Origin of the sequence: Cohnella sp. GCM10020058, from assembly GCF_042683485.1 — a bacterium.
Classification (GTDB): Bacteria; Bacillota; Bacilli; order Paenibacillales; family Paenibacillaceae; genus Cohnella.
Window position 1 is genome coordinate 336469 of record NZ_JBHUJV010000008.1, and the last position, 20670, is coordinate 357138.

Genomic DNA, 20670 nt, shown 5'->3' on the forward strand with positions numbered 1-20670 from the left:
GCGAGGGACGAGATGCGGTGAGCGCAGGTGATTGTCGTGCCGGGCGGCGGGGAACAAGCCTGTGCTTGCGCCCCGATCGCTTGCTGCGAGTTAGGCATTATTTTTACGATACTGATTCGGCGACAGCCCCGTGAGTTTTTTGAACACCTTGCTGAAGTATTTTTCGTCCTGATAGCCGACCATCTCGGCGACTTGGGAGATCTTGAAGCTTGGGCTCTCCAGCAGCAGCTTGGCTTTGTCGATGCGGATGCGGCAGAGGAAGTCGATGAGATTTTCCCCGGTCTCCTGTTTGAACCTGCGGGAGATGTACTCCCGGCTTAAGTAGAACTGGCTGGCGATATCCTGAAGGGTGAGCTCCTTGTTGTAATGCTGCTCGATATAGCGGACGACGGCGGGAATCGCGCTCTGCGTCTGTTGGCTCGCGGTCGATCGGCCGTGCGACCAAGCGGTCAGGAATTCGCGAAAGGCGGCCTCCAGGCCGTCCAGATCGAGCCGGCCGCGCGAGTCCAACGGCAGTGCGCCGGTCGGAAGCGGGAGCTTTTCCGTGCCCTCGGCGAGTGAGCGCTCTCCCGGCCGGCTGTCTGCTTGCCCGGCATCCGCTTCGCGCCATCGCTGCAGCATCTCGGTGAAGGCCGCCCGCCAACGCTCGAACTGCTCGCTGCTGATCCGGGGCATGCGGCGCATCTCGGCGATGCAGCGGCCGACGGCATCCCGGATTTGCTTGTCCGATCCGCTCAGAACGGCGAGACGCAGACTCTCCTCGTATTCTTCGAAACGGGGCGTCGCAGCGGAGCCGCGGGCTGCAGCCGCTTCGCTGCGGTAATAATAGGCCCGCTCCGCCAGCAGATCGCGATCCCGCAGGGCGGCCTTGGCCGTCTGGTACGAATTCGCCGCTCCCTTGGGGAATGGCTGCTCCGTGCCGATACCGAAGTCGAAACGGCACTTGAGCGTGAGAAAGCAGCATTCGTTGATCTCGGACAGCAGCGTCTTTACCGCCGTGTCGAGGCGGGATGACGCGCCGGGTTCGATCCAGAAGAAAAGGAGAATCTCGTTCTCCGACCGGAGATTCCGGCAGGCGATGCCGCAATCTCCGCGCCGCAGCACTTCGTCCGCGATGTTGGTCAGCGTGAAGTACAGCAGATCCCGGTTGCGGGCGTACCGCTCCACAACCTCGGAGGAAGCCGAGTCCAGGTCGAGAACGGCGACGAGGCAGGCTGAGGCCTGACGGAACACCGTCTCGCCCTGTAGCGCGAGCTGCGCATGTCCGTTGGAATCGCCGCCGCCGAGCAAGTCGGAGAAGATGCGGTCACGCATGACCGGACGCATCTGGTTGATCTCCATGCTGCGCGCCAACTCGTCCTTGCGGGAGCGATCCTGGGCATGCCAACGGGCGGTCGCGCGTTCGAGCGCGCCGGTCAATTGCTCGGGATCGATCGGCTTAAGCAGATAATCTTGCCCGCCGTGCTGCATCGTGCCGCGCACGAGGTGGAAGTCGTCGTGGCCGCTGATGACGATCTTCTGAATCTCGGGTCGCTGTGCCTGAAGCCAGGCCAGCAGGTCGAGCCCGCCCTGCACCGGCATCATCATGTCGGTGACGACAATGCCCGGACGCACGCACTCGATGAGCGACGCCGCTTCCTCGCCGTTGGCGGCTTCGTGTATCTCGGAAACGCCGAGCGCTTCCCAATCGACAAGCAGCCGGACGGCTTCCCGTACGTGGCGTTCGTCGTCTACGATGACAACTTTCATCTTGGTTCCTCCTCGTCTGTCCGGAGCTCTTTCGTTTCGGCCGGCAGCTCTTCCGCGATCGGCGTCCGCAGCAGCGGAATCCGGAGCGTAGCCTTGAATCCACCACCGGGCGCTGCGTCCACCGTCATCCCCGCCTCTTCGCCGAAATACAAGCGAAGACGCATATGGACGTTGGCCAGACCGATCTGCCCGCCCGTGCCGTCCTCCGCGCTGTCGCGGTTCAAGCGGGCCCTTAAACCTTCGAGCGGTCCCGCTTCCATGCCTCTGCCGTTGTCCGCGGTCTCGACGCGCAGCCACTCGCGCTCTCCCTCCAGCCAAGCGCGAATAAACAGCTTGGCGCCATCGGCGCTCATGCCCCCGTTACCGCCGGTTCCTCCAGTTCCTCCGCTTTTTCCGGCTCCTCCTGTTCGGGTTGCCGCGCCGCCGTCGCCCGTTTCGCCGCCTGCCCTGGCGTCTCCCGATCCGCCAACCGCGGCGGGTTCATAGCCGTGCTTGAAGTAATTTTCGACGAGCGGCTGGAGCAGCATCTTCGGCACGGCAATATCCATCGTCTCGGGATCGATCTCGTAGTACACGTCCAGATCCTCGCCGAACCGCTGCTTCTGCAGCTCCAGGTAGGCCTTGGCGTGAGCGAGCTCGGCGGACAGGGACACGACGGTCTCCTCGGTGTTCATGCTGTAGCGCATCATCCGGGCCATGGCGGCGACGAGCCCATAAACTTTGGGCGCGTTCGACTGCAGCGCGAGGGTCCCGATGGACTGCAGCGCATTGTTCAGAAAATGAGGATTGATCTGGGCCTGCATCGCCTTCAGCTGGTTCGTCTTGTTCGCGAGCGCGAGCTTGTACTCCCGATTGATCAGCTCCTCGATCGTCGACACCATCGTGCCGAAGCGCCGTTCCAGCACGCCGAACTCGTCGCTGCGGTGGGCGAAGCCCGCCTCGGCGCCCGCGCTCCATTTGCCCGCCTGCACCAGATTCATACGCGCGATCAGCTTCTTGATCGAGCTGGTGAATTGGACGGACACAATCAAGGTCGCGATGACGGCCACGATGAGGGACAGCGCGATAATCAGTGAATTGATCAGGCGGATGCCCTGGGCGTTCTGGTACAAGTACGAGTAGGGCAGCTGCTTCACCACGATCCAGTCCATGAATTGCGTCTGCAGCGTATCGTAGACGACGTAACCCGCAAAGGCGGAATCCGACCACTTGAAGTCGCCGCTGCCGCCAGCTTCCGACAGCAGCCTGCGCGCCCAGCCTTCGTCTTGGAGCAGGCTGCCGTTTCCGGGCTCCGCCCCGCATACGACATGGCCGCCCCGGTCGAGCACGTACAGCTGCTCCTCCTTCGACAGCGCGAGCCGTCCGCAGATATCGCTCAGCTCGCTCAGCAGCACGTCGATCGACAAATAGCCGATGACCTTGTCGCTCGGCGTGCGGATGATCGGCCGCCGGAGCGTGATCACGTCCTGAGCGGACACGGATCGCCGGGAATCGAGCGCGTAGCTCGCGCTCTTGTGAGCCGGCTCCATGAACGGTACCGGGTCATCCGCCCGCCCGGCGGGCCAGCCGCCGTCCGCTTCCCGTCCGCTCCGGAACAGGCCGCGGGCCAGCAGATAAGACCAGCTGTCCTCGCCGCGTCCGATTTGCAGGTGGATCTGATGGATCTCCTTGTTCGACTGGTACATGTTCAGCAGGTGCTGGTAGATCGTCGTGCGATAGAGGAGATCCGCAGCCTCCGCATCCGCGCCGGGCGCCGTGAAGCGCTCGATGATGGCATAGAGGGAGGTCGGCGCGTTGATCGAGTTGTAAACGCTTAACGAGTTCCGGTTGAGCGTGTTCATATAGTTCAGGATGTTGTCTTTACCGACCTCGAGCAAGCTGCGGTTTTCCGCGATCGCCTTGCTTGTCACCTGGTTTTTGATATAAAAATCCGAGATGACCATGGACAGTGCCATCGGAACGATGGTGGCCGCGAGGAGCAGCGCCATCAGCTTCGTGCGGATGCTTTTTTTCAAGACGGTTCCCCCGAGGTCAATATATTACACCAAACCCATCATATCTATCGGTGGTCCATGCCGCAATATCGCTTTATATTTTACATAACGGAAAGGGAGTGTGCCTCATGACCAAACGCGGCGGTAAATCCGGAGAGTGGCTGCAGCAGCTCGTATTTGTGGGACCGGGCCTGATCGCGTTCTCGATCATCGTGCTCGTGCCGTTTCTGCTCGGCTTCTATTACTCGTTCACCGAGTGGAACGGGCTCGACCTGAACAAGGCGCATTGGACGGGCATGGACAATCTGAATCGCATCTTCATGCGCGACGACAAATTCTGGGCGGCCTTCGGCTTCACGCTTCGCTTCACGGCGGTCACGGTGCTGGCGTCGAACCTGCTGGCGTTTATGCTTGCGCTGATGCTGACGCGGGCGCTGAAGACCCGCAACTTGCTGCGGACGGTCTTTTTCGTACCGAACGTAATCGGCGGCATCCTGCTCGGCTACATCTGGCAGTTCATTTTCACCAAGGGCTTCAAGACGATCGGGGAAATGACCGGCTGGTCCTTCTTCGAGCAGCCCTGGCTCGGGACGGCGGGCACCGGGTTCTGGGGGCTCGTCATCGTATTCGTCTGGCAATCGGCGGGCTACATGATGGTCATCTACATCGCGGCGCTGACCGGCGTGCCCAAGGATATGCTCGAGGCGGCGACCATCGACGGCGCGGGCTACTGGCAGAGCATCCGCAAGGTTACGCTTCCGCTCATCATGTCGGCCGTCACGGTATGCTTGTTCCTCACCATCTCCAATGCCTTCAAGATGTTCGACCTAAACCTGTCGCTCACCAAGGGCGGTCCCGGCACCTCGACGCAGTCGCTTGCCTACAACATCTATGCGGAAGCGCTGGTCAACAACCGCTACGGCCTCGGCACGGCGAAGGCGATGCTGTTCTTCCTGGCTGTCTCGCTCATCGCGGTGACGCAGGTATGGCTCACCAAGCGCAAGGAGGTGGAAGCCTGATGAACCGCGACCGCTCGCTGCGCTACAGGCTCGCCGGCATCGAGGTCTTGGCGATCTTGCTGGCGCTGCTGTTTCTCGCTCCTTTTTACTTCGTTCTCGTGAATTCGCTCAAGACGCTCGGCGAGATTCTCGTCGACGCGGCATCGCTGCCGGAGGTCTACAAGTTCACGAACTACTCGCGGGTATGGGACATGATCCGCTTTCCTACCGCGCTTCGCAATTCCGTCGTCATCACGGCGATCAGCGTCGCCGGCATCGTGACGATCAGCTCGATGACCGCCTACCGGCTTGTCCGCAGGCCGACGCGCTTCAACAACCTGCTGTTCCTTGCGTTCATCTCGTCGATGATTATCCCGTTCCAGTCGGTCATGCTGCAGCTCGTGCGTGTGACGAGCATCCTGGAGCTGCGCGGCGACTTGCTCGGCATCGTTGTATGCTACCTCGGCTTCGGACTCGCGCTGTCGGTGTTTTTGTTCCATGGCTTCATCAAGGGCGTGCCGCTCGAGATCGAGGAGGCCGCGGTCATGGACGGCTGCTCGCCGTACGGCGTATTCTGGCGGATCGTCTTTCCGCTGCTCAAGCCGATCGCCGTCACGGTCGTCATCTTGAATACGCTCTGGATCTGGAACGACTACCTGCTGCCGGTGCTCATCATCGGCTCGAACAAAGACCTGACGACGATTCCGCTCGCAGTCACGCGGTTTTTTGGACAATATACCAAGCAGTGGGATCTGGCGCTCGCCGGTCTCGCCATGAGCGTCACGCCGATCGTCGTGCTCTTCCTGCTGCTGCAGAAGCACATCGTCGAAGGGATCACCTCAGGCTCGGTCAAGGGCTAGGTTAGGGCCCAGGGTCAATATGTTACACTTTTGACATCAACATCGTCGGTTTTGTGCAAACGTTTTCTCCACTATACTCGACCTGTAGCCAGATCATTGAATACATGGGAGGTCATTACATGAAACGCATCTCCGCAGGCATTTTAATCGCCTCGCTCCTGACGGTCGCCGCAGGCTGCGGCAATAACAACAACAACGCTTCGCCGGCCTCTTCAAGCGCTGCGCCTAGCAACGCGTCTTCCGCACCGGCCTCGTCCGCCGCTGCATCCTCGGACGCGCCCAAGAAGGACGTCACAATCAAGGTGTTCCAGTTCAAGGTCGAGATCGCGGACGCGCTGAACAAAATGGCCGAGCAGTACGAGAAGGAGACGGGCGTCAAGGTCGACGTGGAAACGCACGGCGGCGGCGAAGATTACAATGCGCTGCTCAAGGCGGAGATCGCGTCTGGCTCCGAGCCCGAGATTTTCAACTCCGAAGGCTATGCGGCGCTTGAGCCCTACTACGACCGCGCGACGGACCTGTCGGGCGAATCCTGGGCAAGCGACGTCGTCAACTCCGCTGCGGCGCCGGCCCGTGTCGACGGCAAGCTGCTGGGCATGCCGATGAATATCGAGGGATATGGCATCGTCTACAACAAGGACCTGTTCGCCAAGGCAGGCATCACCGAGCTGCCGAAGACGCTGACGGCGCTCGAGGCAGTGGCCAAGAAGCTGCAGGATGCCGGCATCACGCCGTTCTCCACGACGAACGAATGGTGGTCGATCGGCCATCACACGATTAACGTCGGTCTCTCCGAGCAGCCGGACCCGATCCAGTTCATCGACGACAACAAGAAGGGCACCGCTTCCTTTAAAGGCAACGCCGTGTTCGAGAAGTGGATCAACTACGTCGACCTCGTCTTCAAGTACTCCCAGAAGGATAAGCTGACGACCGACTACGCCACCCAAGTCGCCACGTTCGCCAGCGGCAAAGCCGCAATGATCCAGCAAGGCAACTGGATCCAGGGCGATATCGACAAGGTCGCCAAGCTGAACCTGGGCATGCTGCCGATCCCGATCGACGACAGCGGCAAGGCGCACATTTATACCGGCCCCGCGAATTTCTGGATCGTCAACAGCAAGTCCAAAAACGCCGAAGAAGCGAAGAAATTCCTGGCGTGGATGGTCACCTCCGAGACGGGCAAGAGCTACATCACCAAGGAGTTCAAGTTCATCCCCGCGCTCGTCACGATCCCCGCGACGCAGGAGGATATCGGACAGCTCGGCGCGGCCGTATCCGAGCAGGCGAAGGAAGCCGGCGGCTGGAACTGGGGCCGGTACCCGGACGGCGTCATCCAGGGCTGGGGCGCGGCGATGCAGGAGTATCAAGGCGGCTCCATTAACAAGGATCAGCTGTTCGACAAGTTCGACAAGGCCGTCAAAGATATCGTGAGCAAATAAAGCTTCTATTATTATAGTAGAAACAGGTTGTCTGCGAAGATCGGGGCTTCATGGGAGGGAAACCTTCCGTGAAGCCTTTTCGCGTGCGATGCCCGTCTTTAAATGCAATTTTAGCTACATTTAAGGAAGGGGGACGGAACCATGTCCATCCTTATTTCGTTTAAGGTAGGGAAGCGCAAGAACGGGTAATGTTAAGTAGAAGTAAGGGGAAGGACCTATTTATTTCGGACCTTTTCAATTTATTCCCATTCAATGGGGGCATTTCGGCTCGATTTGGCCGGGAAGAACGCTCAAGAAGCCGGATTTTAAGCTTTTTTCGCGGCTTATGTCTTTTGACATGCCGCCGCATTCGAGGCATAATTAGAAACGTTGTTTACAGACCGATTACAAAAATACACTAGGTGCGCGCATGGATACTGTCTGAAAATACGGCTATGCTGCAAGAGGGAGAGTGCTGAAGATGCGACTATGGAATGCAATTAAATCCAAGCCGATCCTATGGTTTTCAATGATATTGCTCTTAAAGGGCGCTTTGGCTTGGTTCGTCATTTTCGACGACGGCCCGTCCTGGGCGACGGTGCTGACCGAGATTCCGTTCATTTTGATCGTTTTCTGTCTGATCGAGTGGTTCGCGTCCAAGCGCAAGGTCCTCTATTACATGATCGCCAACCTGTCGATTACCTTGCTCTACTTCGCCGTTCTTATGTATTACAAATACTACGGCGTTATCGTCACGTACCATGCGCTCGAGCAGGCCGACAAGGTGACCAAGGTCGGGGAGAGCACCTACTCGCTGCTGGATCCGTACTACCTGCTGATCTTTATCGACATCATCATTTTCGCTTTCTATATGGTCCGGCCCAAGTATATCGCCCGGTTCACGAACATCGGCATGCGCAAGGTGAACCGCACTGCGCTGCTTGCGACGTTCATCGTATCGGCCGCGCTCTGTATCTTCAACATCTGGCCGAACCACGCCAGCATGAACGAGAATAAAAAGGCAGAGGGCATGGGCATTCTCAACTACGAGGTTTATACGATTTTCGCGGACAGCACGGTGCATGAAGAAGTTATCGACATGAAGGAGATCAATCAACCGTCGATCGACGCGCTCAAGGGCGGAGAACAGCCTTCGAATCCTGCACTTTGGGCTGCGGCCAAGGGCAAGAACCTGATCGTCGTTCAAATGGAATCGTTCCAGAACTTCCTGATCGGCCTTACGATCGACGGTCAAGAGATTACGCCTAACATCAACAAGCTTGCAGCCGGCGATTTCTACTTCAACAACTTCTATACCAACGTCGGTCAGGGCACGACGTCCGACGCCGAGTTCGTCGTCAACACGTCGCTCTATGTACCGCATCACGAAGCGGCCACGTCTTCGGACTATATGGATAAGGCGCTGCCGAGCCTGCCGCGGCTGATGTCGTCCAACGGCTACAACACGGCGACGTTCCATACGAATAGCGTAGATTTCTGGAACCGCTCGATGCTGTACAAGGCGATCGGGTTCGACAAGTATTACGATCAAGCGTTCTACGGCGACGACGACCATATCGCGTTCGGCGCTTCCGACGAAGTGCTGTACGCCAAGACGGTGCCGGAGCTCGCCAAGATGGACGCGGAGGATAAGCCATTTTACGCAATGGTCATCTCGATGAGCGCGCATCACCCGTACAAGATTCCCGAGGCCAAGGACAAGATCAAGCTGCCCGAGGCGTACAACGGCACGCTTGTCGGCAATTACATTCTGGCTCAGAACTATGCCGACTATGCGATGGGTCAATTTCTTGAGGAGCTGAAGTCCAGCGGCCTGTGGGACGACAGCGTCATCGTTTTCTACGGCGACCACCAGGGCCTGCCGCTGTACTCGCTGGACAACAAGGAAAAGGGACTGATGCAAGGCATTTTCGGCCGCGAGTACGGCTATACGGATATGTTCAACATTCCTTTTATCGTCCACGCGCCGGGCGTCACGTACTCCAAGACGCTCGAGCAGACGGGCGGTCAGATCGACGTCCTGCCGACGGTCGCCAACCTGCTGGGCGTGTCCACCAAGGATCAGATCCACTTTGGCGAGGATCTCTTGAACCGCACGAGCAACCTGCTGCCGATGCGTCACTTCCTGCCGACCGGCTCGTTCGTCAACGACACCTCGGTGTTCCTGCCGGGCGTCGGATTCGAGGACGGCACCAACTACAACGTCAAGGACAACAGCATCAGCGCGGACGGTTCGACGGAGGCACAGTACAACGCGGCGCTTCGCCTGCTGAACATGTCGGACAGCTACGTCGAGCAGCTGCCTGCTCTGCCTCAAGACGGCGGTCCCGTATCGGGCGCCGAATCGAAGTGACGATTCGTATCGACGGACGGAGAAGACGGGACCAAACCCGTACTTCCCCGTCCGTTCTCTTTTTGGGTATCATATAGACATAGAATATTGAAGTCGAAGGAGTCTACCGAACATGCCCGGACAAGCTAAGCATACGGCCGCCATATCTCTTGGCATCATGGGAGCGGGATTTCTGGCCACGTTCCCGGTCGGCGGCTGGGGCGGCGCGCTGCTCCACGGCGGCTTCGAGGCGGGGCTCGTCGGCGGACTTGCCGACTGGTTCGCCGTTACCGCCCTGTTCCGCCATCCGCTCGGGATCCCGATCCCGCATACGGCGCTGCTCCCGCGCAACAGGGACAAAGTCGTCCGCTCGCTCATTCAGGCGATCGAGACGGAGCTGCTCACCAAGGAGAGCATCGTCACCAAGACAACCGAGTTCAAGATCGGAGAGCGGCTGCTCGATCTGTTGGAGACGCATCGCGAGGACGCCGCCGCCGTGGCCGTTCGCGTGAGCGAATTCGCGCTCGAGCGGCTGCCGATGGACCGGATCGTACCGATGCTCGCCCGCGGGCTCGAATCGAAGCTGCGCGAGCTCGATACGGCCGGCCTGCTGCGCAAGATCAGCGAAGAAGCGCTGGCGAGAGGCTACGAAGACAAGGCGCTGGCCTTCCTGATCGACAAGGCGGGCGGTCTCGCCTCCCGCGAAGAGACGCGGCGGCAGCTCGGCATCATCGGCGCCGCGGCACTGCAGAATCTGCAGGTCGGCGGGCTGATGGGCTTTGCCGTGAATGCGTTCATCTCTTTCATGGACGAAGAAAAGATCGGCGGTCTGCTGCAGAACGCAATCGTCGGCACGTTGGCGGAGATGCAGCAGAGAGAGGACCATCCGCTGCGCGAGATGCTGCTTGAGACGCTGCGGGGCGCTATCCGCAATCTGCCGGAGTCGCCTTCCGTATTGGCCGAGCTCGAGGGCTGGAAGGCGCGGCTGGCGGACGGCGGCGCGATCGAGCGGCAGTTGTCCGGCTGGCTGGAGGGGCTGCGCTACAAGGCGCTGGACTTCGTGCGCGAGGAGCGATTCAAGGACGATTACGTGCTTCCGGCCCTCTCCGGCCTGCTTGCCAGCCTCCGGGCGAATCCTCAGGTAATCGAGCTGTTCCAGACGTGGGTGCAGGAGCGGATCACAGGCTTCGTCGAGCGCAATCATTGGAAGATCGGCAAGCTCGTCAAGGAGAATATCGACAAGCTGGACAACGCTGCCTTGATCGAGATGATGGAGGACAAGATCGGCGGCGATCTGCAGTGGATACGCGTTAACGGCGCGGTCTGCGGTTTTCTCATCGGATTGGCGTTGGAAGGCATTAATCTGCTCGCATAGGGCAGCTGAAGGCAGTGCCGTTCCTGTAGAGCGTCCCACTGGCGGCTTCGGTAGGCGTGATCGCATGCGATCACGCCTATTTGCGGATGCATGAGTGATGCATGAGACGATAATTGCCGCAGCGCCCCCGGCTAACAACCGTTCGACCGCGTGCAGGGGGGGACGATTTGTTATAATGGAGTCAAGCTCCCCAAGAGGCGGTGCACCGTGAACGATATCAGCGCATTTTTGCGAACCTTTTTTATTAACGTCAGCACGATGCTGACGCTACTCTACCTGGCCAGCTTGCTTTATAAATATGTCGTCTATAAATGGAGTCCTGCATGGAAAGAAACGCTGTTCATCATGCTCACGATCGTGTGCGGATGGACGACGATCCGGTTCGCGTTCCATTTTTCGGAGACGGTCATGTTCGACATGCGCTTTCTGGCCGTCATCGTAGCGCCGCTTTTCGTACGGAACCGGCTGTCGATCCTGGTGATCGGGCTCGGCATCGGCCTCGCGCGGTTGTCCTTCGGCTTAAACCAGGCGGCGCTAGTCGGCTGTCTGAACGTCGTCGCGATGAGCTTGCTCGTCCTCTTTATCCTGTGGCTGTCGCGCCGCAGGCGCTGGCCGGAGCTTCGCAAGATGGTCACGATCATCATTTCCGTCAACATGGGCAACGTGCTGTTTATCGCGCTGTTCGGCATCATCCCGCGCAGGCACTATCTCGTGGATATCGCGCCTGGTACCTTTCTCGTCAGCCTGTTTTTAAGCTTTGCCTTCATGTTCATCCTGCGGGAATTCATGACGGAGGACAAGCGGTCGCACAAGCTGAAGATCTATACGGCGCGCCTGGAAAAGCAGTACCGTATCTCGGAGGAAAAGGGACGCTCGCTCGAGCAGGCGAAGCAGGAGCTGGATACGATGTATGCCCAGGTCCAGTCGGCTTCCCGTTATAAGTCCGAATTTCTCGCCAATATGTCCCATGAGCTGCGAACGCCGCTTAATTCGGTGCTTGTGCTGGCGCAGCTGCTTGAGGAGAACATCGACGACCGGCTCAGCGAAGAGGAGGTCGGCTATGCCCGCATCATCCATCACTCCGGCAAGGAGCTGCTTGGTCTTATCAACGACGTGCTGGACTTGTCGAAAATCGAGGCGGGCCGGCTCGAGCTCGACCGCTCGGTGTTCAGCGTGCGCGAGCTTCTGGGCCATATGGACGAGCTGTTCCGGCCCATCGCGGCGCGCAAGCGGTTGTCTTTTACGCTGTGCAGCGAGCCGGACGTACCCGAATATTTGCATACGGACGAGCAGCGGCTGAAGCAAATTATCAACAATTTGCTGTCCAACGCTTTGAAGTTCACGCAAGAGGGCCATGTGCGTTTCGTCGTATCGCGCGTGCCCGAGGGCGGATTGCTGGCGGAAGGCGGCTTGGCCTTCGAGGTCGAGGATACCGGCATCGGCATTGCGGCAAACAAGCAAGATGCCATATTCGACGCCTTCTTCCAGGCAGACGGCTCGATCAGCCGCGCGTACGGCGGGACGGGGCTCGGCCTGTCCATCGCCAAGCAATTCGCGATGCTGCTGGGCGGCGATATCCGGCTCGAGAGCGAGCTGGGACGCGGCAGCCGGTTCATGCTGCTCCTGCCATGGCCGGCGCTGGTCACCTCGGCGGCGGATACGATGGCGCCGTCGGGGCGGGACTCGGCCGCGATGGAGCAGGCCGCGTCCATGGAGGCGCCGTCGTTGCAGGGGCCGGGATATGGACAGGAGCAGGGACAGGGACGAGGGCGGGGACCAGAGGCAGGATTAAGACAGGGGCGGCTTGGAGCGGGCAGTTCGGCGTCCGGCGTGCCGGCGGCGCATCGTCTGCTGCTTGTGGACGACGACGAGCACAACGTCTATTCGCTGCGGGTTGCGCTGGCGGCGAAGGGCTTCGGCGTCGTGACCGCCTCCTCCGGAGGCGAAGCGCTGGGTCTGCTGTCCGGGAACGCGACCATTGACCTCGTGCTCATGGACATCATGATGCCCGGCATGAGCGGCCTGGAAGCGATCGGCAGAATTCGGGCGATGCCCGGACGCAAGGAGCTGCCGATCATCGCCCTCACGGCGAAGGCGTTCGCGGAGGACGGCGACGAATGCCTGAGCGCGGGAGCGGACGGCTATATGACCAAGCCGGTGAACGTAAACGAGCTCGTCCGCGAGATCGGCGTTCGCATACGCGAGGGACGGGCGAAGGGGAAGACGTGAGGGAAGCTCGGAGCAGTCGTGGCGTAGCGTTGCGCCGGGACCGATCGTGCACAAGGATAGTGCACGAAGGCGGTTGTAGGCGATCATGCCGGGGTGCGACGACGGGATCGTGCATAAGAATGGTGCACGAAGACGGTTGAAGGCGAGAGAGACAAGGACTTTAGAGGCAACAGCGAATGGGGGGGCGTGCAATCATGGGGGAAACGGGCAAGGGCATTTCGGAAGCGCTGCTGGCGCAAGTCGGGGAAGCGGCGGCTGTAATTGAACGGGACGGCCGATTGCCGCCGGACATTCTGGAGCGGATCTACGAGGAACGGCTGTTCAAGCTGTTCGTACCGGAGGAGCTTGACGGGCGTATGACGCCGCTGCCGGACGCCGCGCGTATTTTCGAGCAGGCGGCTTACGCGGACGGCAGCTTCGGCTGGCTCGTGACCATAGGCTCGGGCGGCGGCTTTTTCGCGGCGACGCTGCCGGAGGAGACCGCGGGGGCGTTGTTCGAGGACCGACGCGCAGTTATTGCCGGCAGCGGCCATCCGACGGGCGTCGCCAAGGTGGTGCCGGGCGGCTACCACGTGAACGGCAGCTGGAAATATTGCAGCGGAGCAGGGTATGCCAGCTTCTATACTGCGAATTGCATCGTGGAACGGAGCGGGAGTGCTGAGCGCTTAGGCGATGAGAACGATGCAGCTGTCGGTGTCGGTTCTCCGCGTGCACCCGAGATCCGATCGTTCGCCTTTCTGCCCGAGCAGGTGGAGATCGTCCGGGACTGGAACGCGATGGGGCTCCAGGCGACGGAAAGCCATACGATTCGCGTCCCGGACGCATTCGTGCCGGATGCGCAGACCTTCGATATCGCGTCCGAGCCGCGGTATGACGATCCGATTTACCGCTATCCGTTTTTGCCGTTCGCACAGGTTTCGTTTGCGGCGGTCGTTCTTGGACTGGGACGGCGTTTTCTCGATGAAGCCGTCGCGCTCGCAGATGCGAAACGAGTCGAGTGGGACCGTGCCTATGCAGGCAGACATGGACGGGTGTCGGATGCGATCGCGGGTCAGAGGCGGTTGCTTGCCGCTGCTGCCGATCGTTTTTATGGGGAAGCCGAATCGTCCTGGCGGACGTTCGCCGATACGCACGTGTTGCCGGATGAAGCGGTACAACGGGTCGGCGAAGCTTGTGTCGAAGCGGCCCGCTTGGCCATTGCAGCTGCGCATGAAATATGGCCGATGCTGGGCATGACCGCGCTGATGCAGCGGGAAGCGGTCAATCGCGTGTGGCGCGACCTGCATACGGCTGCGCAGCACGGCGTATTGAATCTTTAATAGATAAGTGTAGGCGGGAAGGGGCGAGAAGCAGCATGCTGCTGATGAACGAGAAAATAAAAGCCTCCGAGGTAGCGCTGACGGGACTGCACGGAGAGGATCTGGGCATCGTCGGACGGGAGGAGGCGCTCGCGATGGCGAGAGAGGCGAAGGCAGATCTGGTCTGCACTTCGCTGCTCAGCAGCCCGCCGCCGTGCAAGCTGGCCGCCCGGGGCGCCGCCAAGCAGACGGCCGCGCAGGAAAAGAAGGCGGAGCGCATTCAGGGTGGCGCGGTCAAGACCAAGGAATTGCGTCTGACCGCTCAGATCGAGGAGCACGACTACGAGACCAAACTGCGCCAGGCCGAGAAGCTGCTGACCTCGGGGCACGCCGTGCAGCTCACGGTCAAGCTGGCAGGCGCCAAAGAAGGCGAGCGCGCCAAGGCGCTCATCGAGCGAATGCTGAAGGAGCTCGCGCCGCTCGGCTCACGCGAGACCGGGATCCAAGTCAGCGGCAAGCAGGCCGCTGTGAAGGTGAATCCGGTCTGAGCGACGGAGTGTCCGCGGAGCGGCTGGGGTCTGGTGGGCGAGGGGAGATCGCCTGCACAAGGAGAGGCGAGGACGCTCGACCGCGCGCAAATCGGACGAACGCCTGCTCTACAGCAGGCGATGGCGCTCGACCACGTGCAGATTGGACGATCGCCTGCTCTTCAGCAGGCGATGGCGCTCGACCGCGCGCAGATTGGACGAACGCCTGCTCTACAGCAGGCGATGGCGCTCGACCACGTGCAAATTGGACGAACGCCTGCTCTACAGCAGGCGATGGCGATCGACCACGTGCAAATTGGACGGTCGCCTGCTCTACAGCAGGCGATGGCGCTCGACCGCGCGCAGATTGGACCATCGCCTGCTCTACAGCAGGCGATGGCGCTCGACCGCGTGCAGATTGGACCATCGCCTGCTCTACAGCAGGCGATGGCGCTCGACCGCGTGCAGATTGGCCGATCGCCGCTCTACAGCAGGCGATGCCACATAATTCCCCTCTCAGCTTCCAGCTAACGGCATAAAACAACGAACAACGCTCCTCCTCGAGGAGCGTTGTTCGCTTTGCGCGGCCGGGGCATGCGATGTTCGTAAGTTACCCACATACTTGAGCATTCTAGCACCCTGCGTGCCGCTCGCTTATTTCCCCGTCAGCTGCTCGAACAAGCCGCCGTCGGCGAATTGCGTGCTGTTGAGATCTTCCCAGCCCGAGAGGTTGTCGTCGACCGTGAGCACGGTTGTTTCCGGGAACTGCGTCGCGAACTGCTCGGCGATGGACGCGAAGCGCGGACGGTAGTAATGCTCCGCGGCGATCTGCTGCGCCGGCTCGGTAAACAGAAAGTCCGCGTAGCCGTTGGCCGCTTCGCGCGTGCCCGCTTCCGTCGCGTTTTTGTCGATGACGGACACGATCGGCTCGACGGCGAGCGTTACGGGCGGCACGACGACGTCGATCTTGCCCTTCGCTTCGCCGGCGGCCAGCGCGAGCGCCCGTGCCTCGGTCGTGAGCCAGACATCGCCTTCCCCGCCCAGAAAACGCGCCTGCGCGGCCGCTTCGTCGGCATCCGGCGCGCCGGCGTTCGCGTACACGCTTTTGACAAAAGTCTTGGCAGCTTCCTCATCGCCCGCTTGGTCGAAGACATACGCCCACGCCCCCGTATAGGTCCACCTGGCATCGCTGTACGTCTTGGGGTTTGCCGTCACGAGCTTAACACCCGCTCCGGCGATGTCGTCCCACGTTTTGATGCCCTTCGGATTGCCCGTACGGACGACGAACGCTACGGTCGTATAGAAGGGAGAGCTGTTGTAGTCATAGCGCTGCTGCCAGCCCTCCTCGACCAGGCCCGCGGCCTGGATCGCGTCGATATCGGTGCCGACGCCGAGCACCGCGAAGTCGGCCTTCTGCGTGCCGTCGTTGACAGCGTCCTTTTCTGCGGAGGATGGGCCCGTCGTCTGCTTGACCGAGACGTCCTGCCCGGTCTTCGTCTTCCAGTCGGCGGAGAACGCGGCGTTTAACGCGGCGAACAGCGACTCCGTTCCGTCCGGCGAAACGCCGTTCAGCGTGAGCGCCTTGCTGTAGTCCGAGCTAGCGGAAGGCGATGCGTCCGCAGCGGCGTCCATCGGCTGGCCGTCCCCCGAAGCGCAAGCGGACAAGGCCAATGCGGACGAGATCAGCAGCGCGGCAGACAAGATGGGAAGCCTTCTTTTTCTTTTCATCATCGGTATGACGCCCCTTCAAGCCCAAATGTTAATTCCAATTGGAAAAATAGGTTTAACGGAGCGATTGTAGCAACTGCAGCTGAAAAGTGTCAATAGAAAATTGTAAAATAAAGTTTATAAAACCTAGTTGACAGGTTGGATTAATGAATTGTATGATCGTTCCAGGAAATGGATTCACCTACCGGACGACCGGAGGCCCGATATGCATTTCTCCGCCGCAGACCGACCAGCGCCGAACGGGGCGCAAGGCTGCGTCCTTCGATTCATCGCGGTTGGCCCTCCAACCTGCCGCATCGCCGATCGAAGGGACATGAGGACGAACGGACGCGACTTAGCGTCGTTCATCTTCTGCGTGCGGAGAAGCGGATCGCGGCCTCTTTGTTTTCCGATAAAAAAACCAAATGGGGACAAAGGGAGAATGCAAAATGAAGATGAAAAGAAGCCTGCAAATCGCCATGTTCGTGATTCTGGCGTTCGCGCTGACGACTTCCAGCGCGTTCGCGGCGGTATCGAAAAAGAATGAAAAGAAAAGCATCACGCTGTTGAACGTATCCTATGATCCGACGCGGGAGCTGTACGTGGATTACAATGCGGTGTTCGCCAAGTATTGGAAGAAGAAAACCGGGCAGACCGTTACCGTCAAGCAATCTCACGGCGGCTCCAGCGCGCAGGCCCGCTCCGTCATCGACGGCCTCGAAGCCGATGTCGTCACGCTGGCGCTGGAATACGACGTCACGGCGATCGAACAGAAGGGCCTGATCAGCAAGGGCTGGCAGAGCCGACTGGCCAACAACAGCGCGCCCTACAAGTCGACGATCGTCTTCCTCGTACGCAAGGGCAATCCGAAGGGTATCAAGGATTGGGACGATCTCGTGAAAAACGACGTCAAGGTCATCACGCCGAATCCGAAGACGTCCGGCGGCGCTCGCTGGAACTACCTGGCTGCCTGGGCTTACGCGCTCAAGCACAACAATAACAGCGACGACAAAGCCAAGGCGTTCGTCAAGGATCTTTACACGCACGTGCCTGTTCTCGATACCGGCGCCCGCGGCTCCACGACGACGTTTGTAGAGAAGGGCATCGGCGATGTGCTGCTCGCCTGGGAGAACGAAGCTTATCTCGCGAAAAAGGAGTATGGCGACAAGTTCGAGATCGTCACGCCGTCGCTCAGCATTCTCGCCGAGCCGACCGTAGCCGTCGTCACGAAAAACGTGCAAAAGCACGATACGCGTCAAGTCGCCACCGCCTACCTGGACTACCTGTACACGGAGGAAGGCCAGCGCGTCGCGGCACGCAACTTTTACCGTCCGATCAACCCGAAGGTCGCGCTCGAGTATTCCAAGCAGTTCCCGAAGCTCAACCTCGTCACGATCAAGGACTTCGGCGGTTGGGATAAGGCGCAGAAGACGCACTTTGCCGACGGCGGCACTTTCGACCAGATTTATTTGAAAAAATAAGCCGGTGCGACAGCGTTCACGCTCAACATGCAGTCATCTTCCAATATGAAGGGGTAACCGAGATGTTCCATAGCCGCAGCATCCAACAACGTATCGCCAAAACCGCGCTCGCCTTCGCCATCGGCGCGCAAGCGCTCGCCTTCGCCGCAGCTCCGGGCGCCTACGCGGCGCCTGCCGCGAAGCCTTATGTGTCGGTGGACGGCACGAGCCAGCAATCCCTCTGGGCGCCCGTCACGAAAAACGGCGCGACGTACGGCCCGCTTGCGGGCGTCTCTGCCGCACTAGGCGCAGCCGGCAAGTACGACGCCAAGACGAACACGATCTCGATTAAAAAGGGCACTCGCCTGATCATTTTGCAGCCCGAATCGAAGACGGCAAAGGTGAACGGCGTGAAAAGCACGCTCGTCGCGGCGCCGATCCTCATCGGAGGCGTGCCTTATGTGCCGCTGCGCTTCGTCGCCGAGTCGCTGGGCGCTTCGCTCTCGTGGAACGCTGCGGCCGGCGCCTACGAGGTGAACACGCAATTGCATCCTTTCACCAAGGATGGATACACCTCGTTCGTCAACGTCTACGGCGAGTCCGTCATCGGCGCGACGTACGGCACGGCGAGCGCGTTCAGCGGCGGACTGTCGCTGCTGCAGCAGGGCGACGCGTTCGGCTACGAGGATCGCGGCGGCAAGATCGCGATTCCGGTGCAATACAGCAGCGCGTACGACTTCTCCGATGGCCTGGCGCTCGTTACGTCGAAGGACGGGACGCAGAGCTACATCGACAAGTCCGGCAAAGTCGTGCTGAGCCCGGCTTACGACGAACTGTTCGACTTCTCCGAAGGGTTGGCGGCGGTACGCAGCGGCGAGAACTTCGGCTACATCGACAAGACGGGCAAGCTCGTCATTCCCGCCCAGTACGAAGACGCCTTCTACTTCAGCGGCGGTCTCGCGGCCGTGCAGATCGACGGCAACTACGGCTTTATCGACAAGACGGGCAAGCTCGTCATTCCCACGAAGTATCAGTCCGTATCGGACTTCAAGGACGGTCTGGCGCTCGTATCTACGCTCGTGAGCACCGAAGCCGACGGCGTCGAGCAATCGACTGGCGTATTCGGTTACCTGAACGCGAAGGGCGAATGGGCGATCCCTGCGCAGTATGAGGAAGGCTACTCCTTCAGCAACGGACTTGCAGCGGTCGTTAAAGACGGCATCGTTCAATTCATCGACAAGACCGGCAAGACGGCATTCGAGGCGGACTACGACGAGGTCGGCGACTTCAGCGAAGGCCTGGCGGCGTTTGCGCAGGACGGCAAGTACGGGTATATCAACAAAAAGGGTGAGGTCGTCATCGAGCCGGCGTTCGACCAGGCGGATGCGTTCAAGGACGGATTGGCGCACGCGATCAAGGGCGATTGGGAAGGCTTGATCAACGCGAAGGGCGTGTTCGTGGCGAAAAAGGCTTACGTCGCGCCTGTGGAAGCGGAAGATGCTGCAGCCAAATAAAGTTTAAAAGAAGTCTCGTCCCGGGCGAATTCGATTCGCGGGACGAGACTTCTTTATTTTTGACGACTCGTAATCGAGTGAGCAGTGCTGTCACTTTTTTCGCATGTTCGGCGATGCGAACCAGGCCGGAGCCGCTTTTTCCGGGTTGGTCAATCGAGCATTCGAAACAGCCGCTTCGCTCGCTGCGGAAGTCTGCCGGGGGGAGGACGGCGGCCGCGAGACGTTCAGATCGTGCGCGATCTCCCGTGCGAGCCGCTGCAGCTCGTCCAGCTTCCGGGCGCGTTCAGCTGCGGCCGCCGCCGCATCGGCGAGCGGCTTGGCGCTCGGCGGCTTTCCTGCGCCGTTGTGGACGTCTGCAATCGAGCATGTGCAAATTTGCAGATGCAGGGCGGCTGCCCGAACGAAGCCGGCGATCGCCTCTTCCTGATATTTTGCGGCTTGCCGGATAGTCTCCTCAAGGCGCAAACAAAGCGCTTGGCTTGTCGTCTCGGTCGTCATGCAGACACCCGCTTTCCTTTACCGTAAAATAACAGACGCAAGATGCTTGTTTGAGCCTATGAGCAGCGCCTATTCTGTTAGAACCAATCAACATGGAGCAATCTTTTTGCACTTGGCGTCCATGACAAACAGGCACCCATGGGGGTGCCTGTAGTTTACGATACTCACATTGAATAAGATTTACATTTTACATCGTCATCTGCACGATTTTCTTCTCGTTATCGTACGATGCGACCTTCCAGCCCAGCAGCGTGCCGATGTCGCGAAGCGGGACGACGACGCGGCCGTTTTTGACGGTTAGCTTGGCGTTCAGCGTCTTTTCTTCGCCGTTGAACACGTACTTGTCGGAGCCGATCGTGAACGTGTACGTATCCTTGTTGTTGCTCTTTTTCATGTAGATCGTCTTCTTGCCGTTGTAGTTAATGCGGGCGCCGGACTTCGCGGCGATGACCGCGAACGGCACGAACGTCACGCCGTTCTCGATATATGGCGTCGTGTCGAGCTTCTCCACGCTGTCGTCAATCCCGATGTTGTAGTTGCCGACCTGGAACCACAGCTTCGAAGGCATTGGCGCAGTATCCTCCGCGTAAGCGGCGGCACCTGTGGCGGACAATGCGATGGCGGCGCCAAGCAGCAATGCGGCGGTCTTCTTCATGGGCTGTTTCATGAAAAATCACTCCTTAGTAGGAT

At 59.9% G+C, this 20670-nt stretch carries 16 protein-coding genes; 11 read left to right on the forward strand and 5 right to left on the reverse strand.

Annotated elements, in window-relative coordinates:
• Positions 1-90: 90 nt before the first annotated feature.
• Together ACFSR7_RS13890 and ACFSR7_RS13895 are read right to left on the reverse strand one after the other, a co-directional pair.
• Positions 91-1749 carry a response regulator gene (locus tag ACFSR7_RS13890; protein ID WP_378162436.1) on the reverse strand — a complete coding sequence of 553 codons (1659 nt, stop codon included), beginning with the start codon at positions 1747-1749 and terminating at the stop codon, positions 91-93.
• A complete protein-coding gene (locus tag ACFSR7_RS13895; protein ID WP_378162437.1) occupies positions 1746-3764 on the reverse strand; it encodes a cache domain-containing sensor histidine kinase in 2019 nt (672 codons plus the stop codon). Before ACFSR7_RS13895 ends, ACFSR7_RS13890 begins: the two co-directional genes overlap by 4 nt.
• 107 nt (positions 3765-3871) lie before the next feature.
• Between ACFSR7_RS13895 and ACFSR7_RS13900 the strand changes: the two genes are divergently transcribed.
• The 9 genes from ACFSR7_RS13900 (at position 3872) to ACFSR7_RS13940 (ending at position 15332) form a co-directional block, all read left to right on the forward strand.
• Positions 3872-4762, forward strand: a complete 891-nt coding sequence (locus ACFSR7_RS13900) for a carbohydrate ABC transporter permease (RefSeq protein WP_378162439.1) — start codon at positions 3872-3874, stop codon at positions 4760-4762.
• Complete coding sequence (locus ACFSR7_RS13905) at positions 4762-5601, forward strand: carbohydrate ABC transporter permease (RefSeq protein ID WP_378162441.1); 840 nt, start codon at positions 4762-4764, stop codon at positions 5599-5601. The genes ACFSR7_RS13900 and ACFSR7_RS13905 overlap by 1 nt, the downstream gene beginning before the upstream one ends.
• Positions 5602-5720: 119 nt before the next feature.
• Positions 5721-7040 carry an ABC transporter substrate-binding protein gene (locus ACFSR7_RS13910; RefSeq protein ID WP_378162442.1) on the forward strand — a complete coding sequence of 440 codons (1320 nt, stop codon included), beginning with the start codon at positions 5721-5723 and terminating at the stop codon, positions 7038-7040.
• Positions 7041-7500: 460 nt separating this feature from the next.
• Positions 7501-9393, forward strand: a complete 1893-nt coding sequence (locus ACFSR7_RS13915) for an LTA synthase family protein (RefSeq protein WP_378162444.1) — start codon at positions 7501-7503, stop codon at positions 9391-9393.
• A 112-nt stretch (positions 9394-9505) separates the two neighbouring features.
• Positions 9506-10747: a DUF445 domain-containing protein gene (locus ACFSR7_RS13920; protein WP_378162446.1), complete on the forward strand. Its 1242-nt coding sequence runs from the start codon at positions 9506-9508 to the stop codon at positions 10745-10747.
• 207 nt (positions 10748-10954) lie between these two features.
• Positions 10955-12976, forward strand: coding sequence for an ATP-binding protein (locus ACFSR7_RS13925; protein WP_378162448.1), 2022 nt, complete (start codon positions 10955-10957; stop codon positions 12974-12976).
• A 194-nt stretch (positions 12977-13170) separates the two neighbouring features.
• Positions 13171-14295, forward strand: a complete 1125-nt coding sequence (locus ACFSR7_RS13930) for an acyl-CoA dehydrogenase family protein (protein WP_378162450.1) — start codon at positions 13171-13173, stop codon at positions 14293-14295.
• Between the two features lie 35 nt (positions 14296-14330).
• The gene (gene infC / locus ACFSR7_RS13935; RefSeq protein WP_378162451.1) at positions 14331-14822 is read left to right on the forward strand and encodes a translation initiation factor IF-3; all 492 of its coding nucleotides are present in this window, start codon (positions 14331-14333) and stop codon (positions 14820-14822) included.
• A gap of 33 nt (positions 14823-14855) precedes the next feature.
• Positions 14856-15332, forward strand: a complete 477-nt coding sequence (locus ACFSR7_RS13940) for a hypothetical protein (protein WP_378162452.1) — start codon at positions 14856-14858, stop codon at positions 15330-15332.
• A gap of 123 nt (positions 15333-15455) precedes the next feature.
• Here the strand turns inward: ACFSR7_RS13940 and ACFSR7_RS13945 are convergent, their stop codons facing one another.
• Positions 15456-16532: a sulfate ABC transporter substrate-binding protein gene (locus tag ACFSR7_RS13945; protein WP_378162454.1), complete on the reverse strand. Its 1077-nt coding sequence runs from the start codon at positions 16530-16532 to the stop codon at positions 15456-15458.
• A gap of 425 nt (positions 16533-16957) precedes the next feature.
• Between ACFSR7_RS13945 and ACFSR7_RS13950 the strand changes: the two genes are divergently transcribed.
• Positions 16958-17989: a sulfate ABC transporter substrate-binding protein gene (locus ACFSR7_RS13950; RefSeq protein ID WP_378162455.1), complete on the forward strand. Its 1032-nt coding sequence runs from the start codon at positions 16958-16960 to the stop codon at positions 17987-17989.
• Between the two features lie 62 nt (positions 17990-18051).
• Complete coding sequence (locus ACFSR7_RS13955) at positions 18052-19482, forward strand: WG repeat-containing protein (protein ID WP_378162457.1); 1431 nt, start codon at positions 18052-18054, stop codon at positions 19480-19482.
• A gap of 90 nt (positions 19483-19572) precedes the next feature.
• On the opposite strand, the gene ACFSR7_RS13960 is transcribed toward ACFSR7_RS13955, so the two are convergent.
• Entirely contained in the window at positions 19573-19980 is a 408-nt protein-coding gene (locus ACFSR7_RS13960) for a hypothetical protein (RefSeq protein WP_378162459.1), read from the reverse strand.
• 187 nt (positions 19981-20167) lie between these two features.
• The gene (locus ACFSR7_RS13965) at positions 20168-20647 is read right to left on the reverse strand and encodes a copper amine oxidase N-terminal domain-containing protein (protein WP_378162461.1); all 480 of its coding nucleotides are present in this window, start codon (positions 20645-20647) and stop codon (positions 20168-20170) included.
• Between the last annotated feature and the right edge of the window lie 23 nt (positions 20648-20670).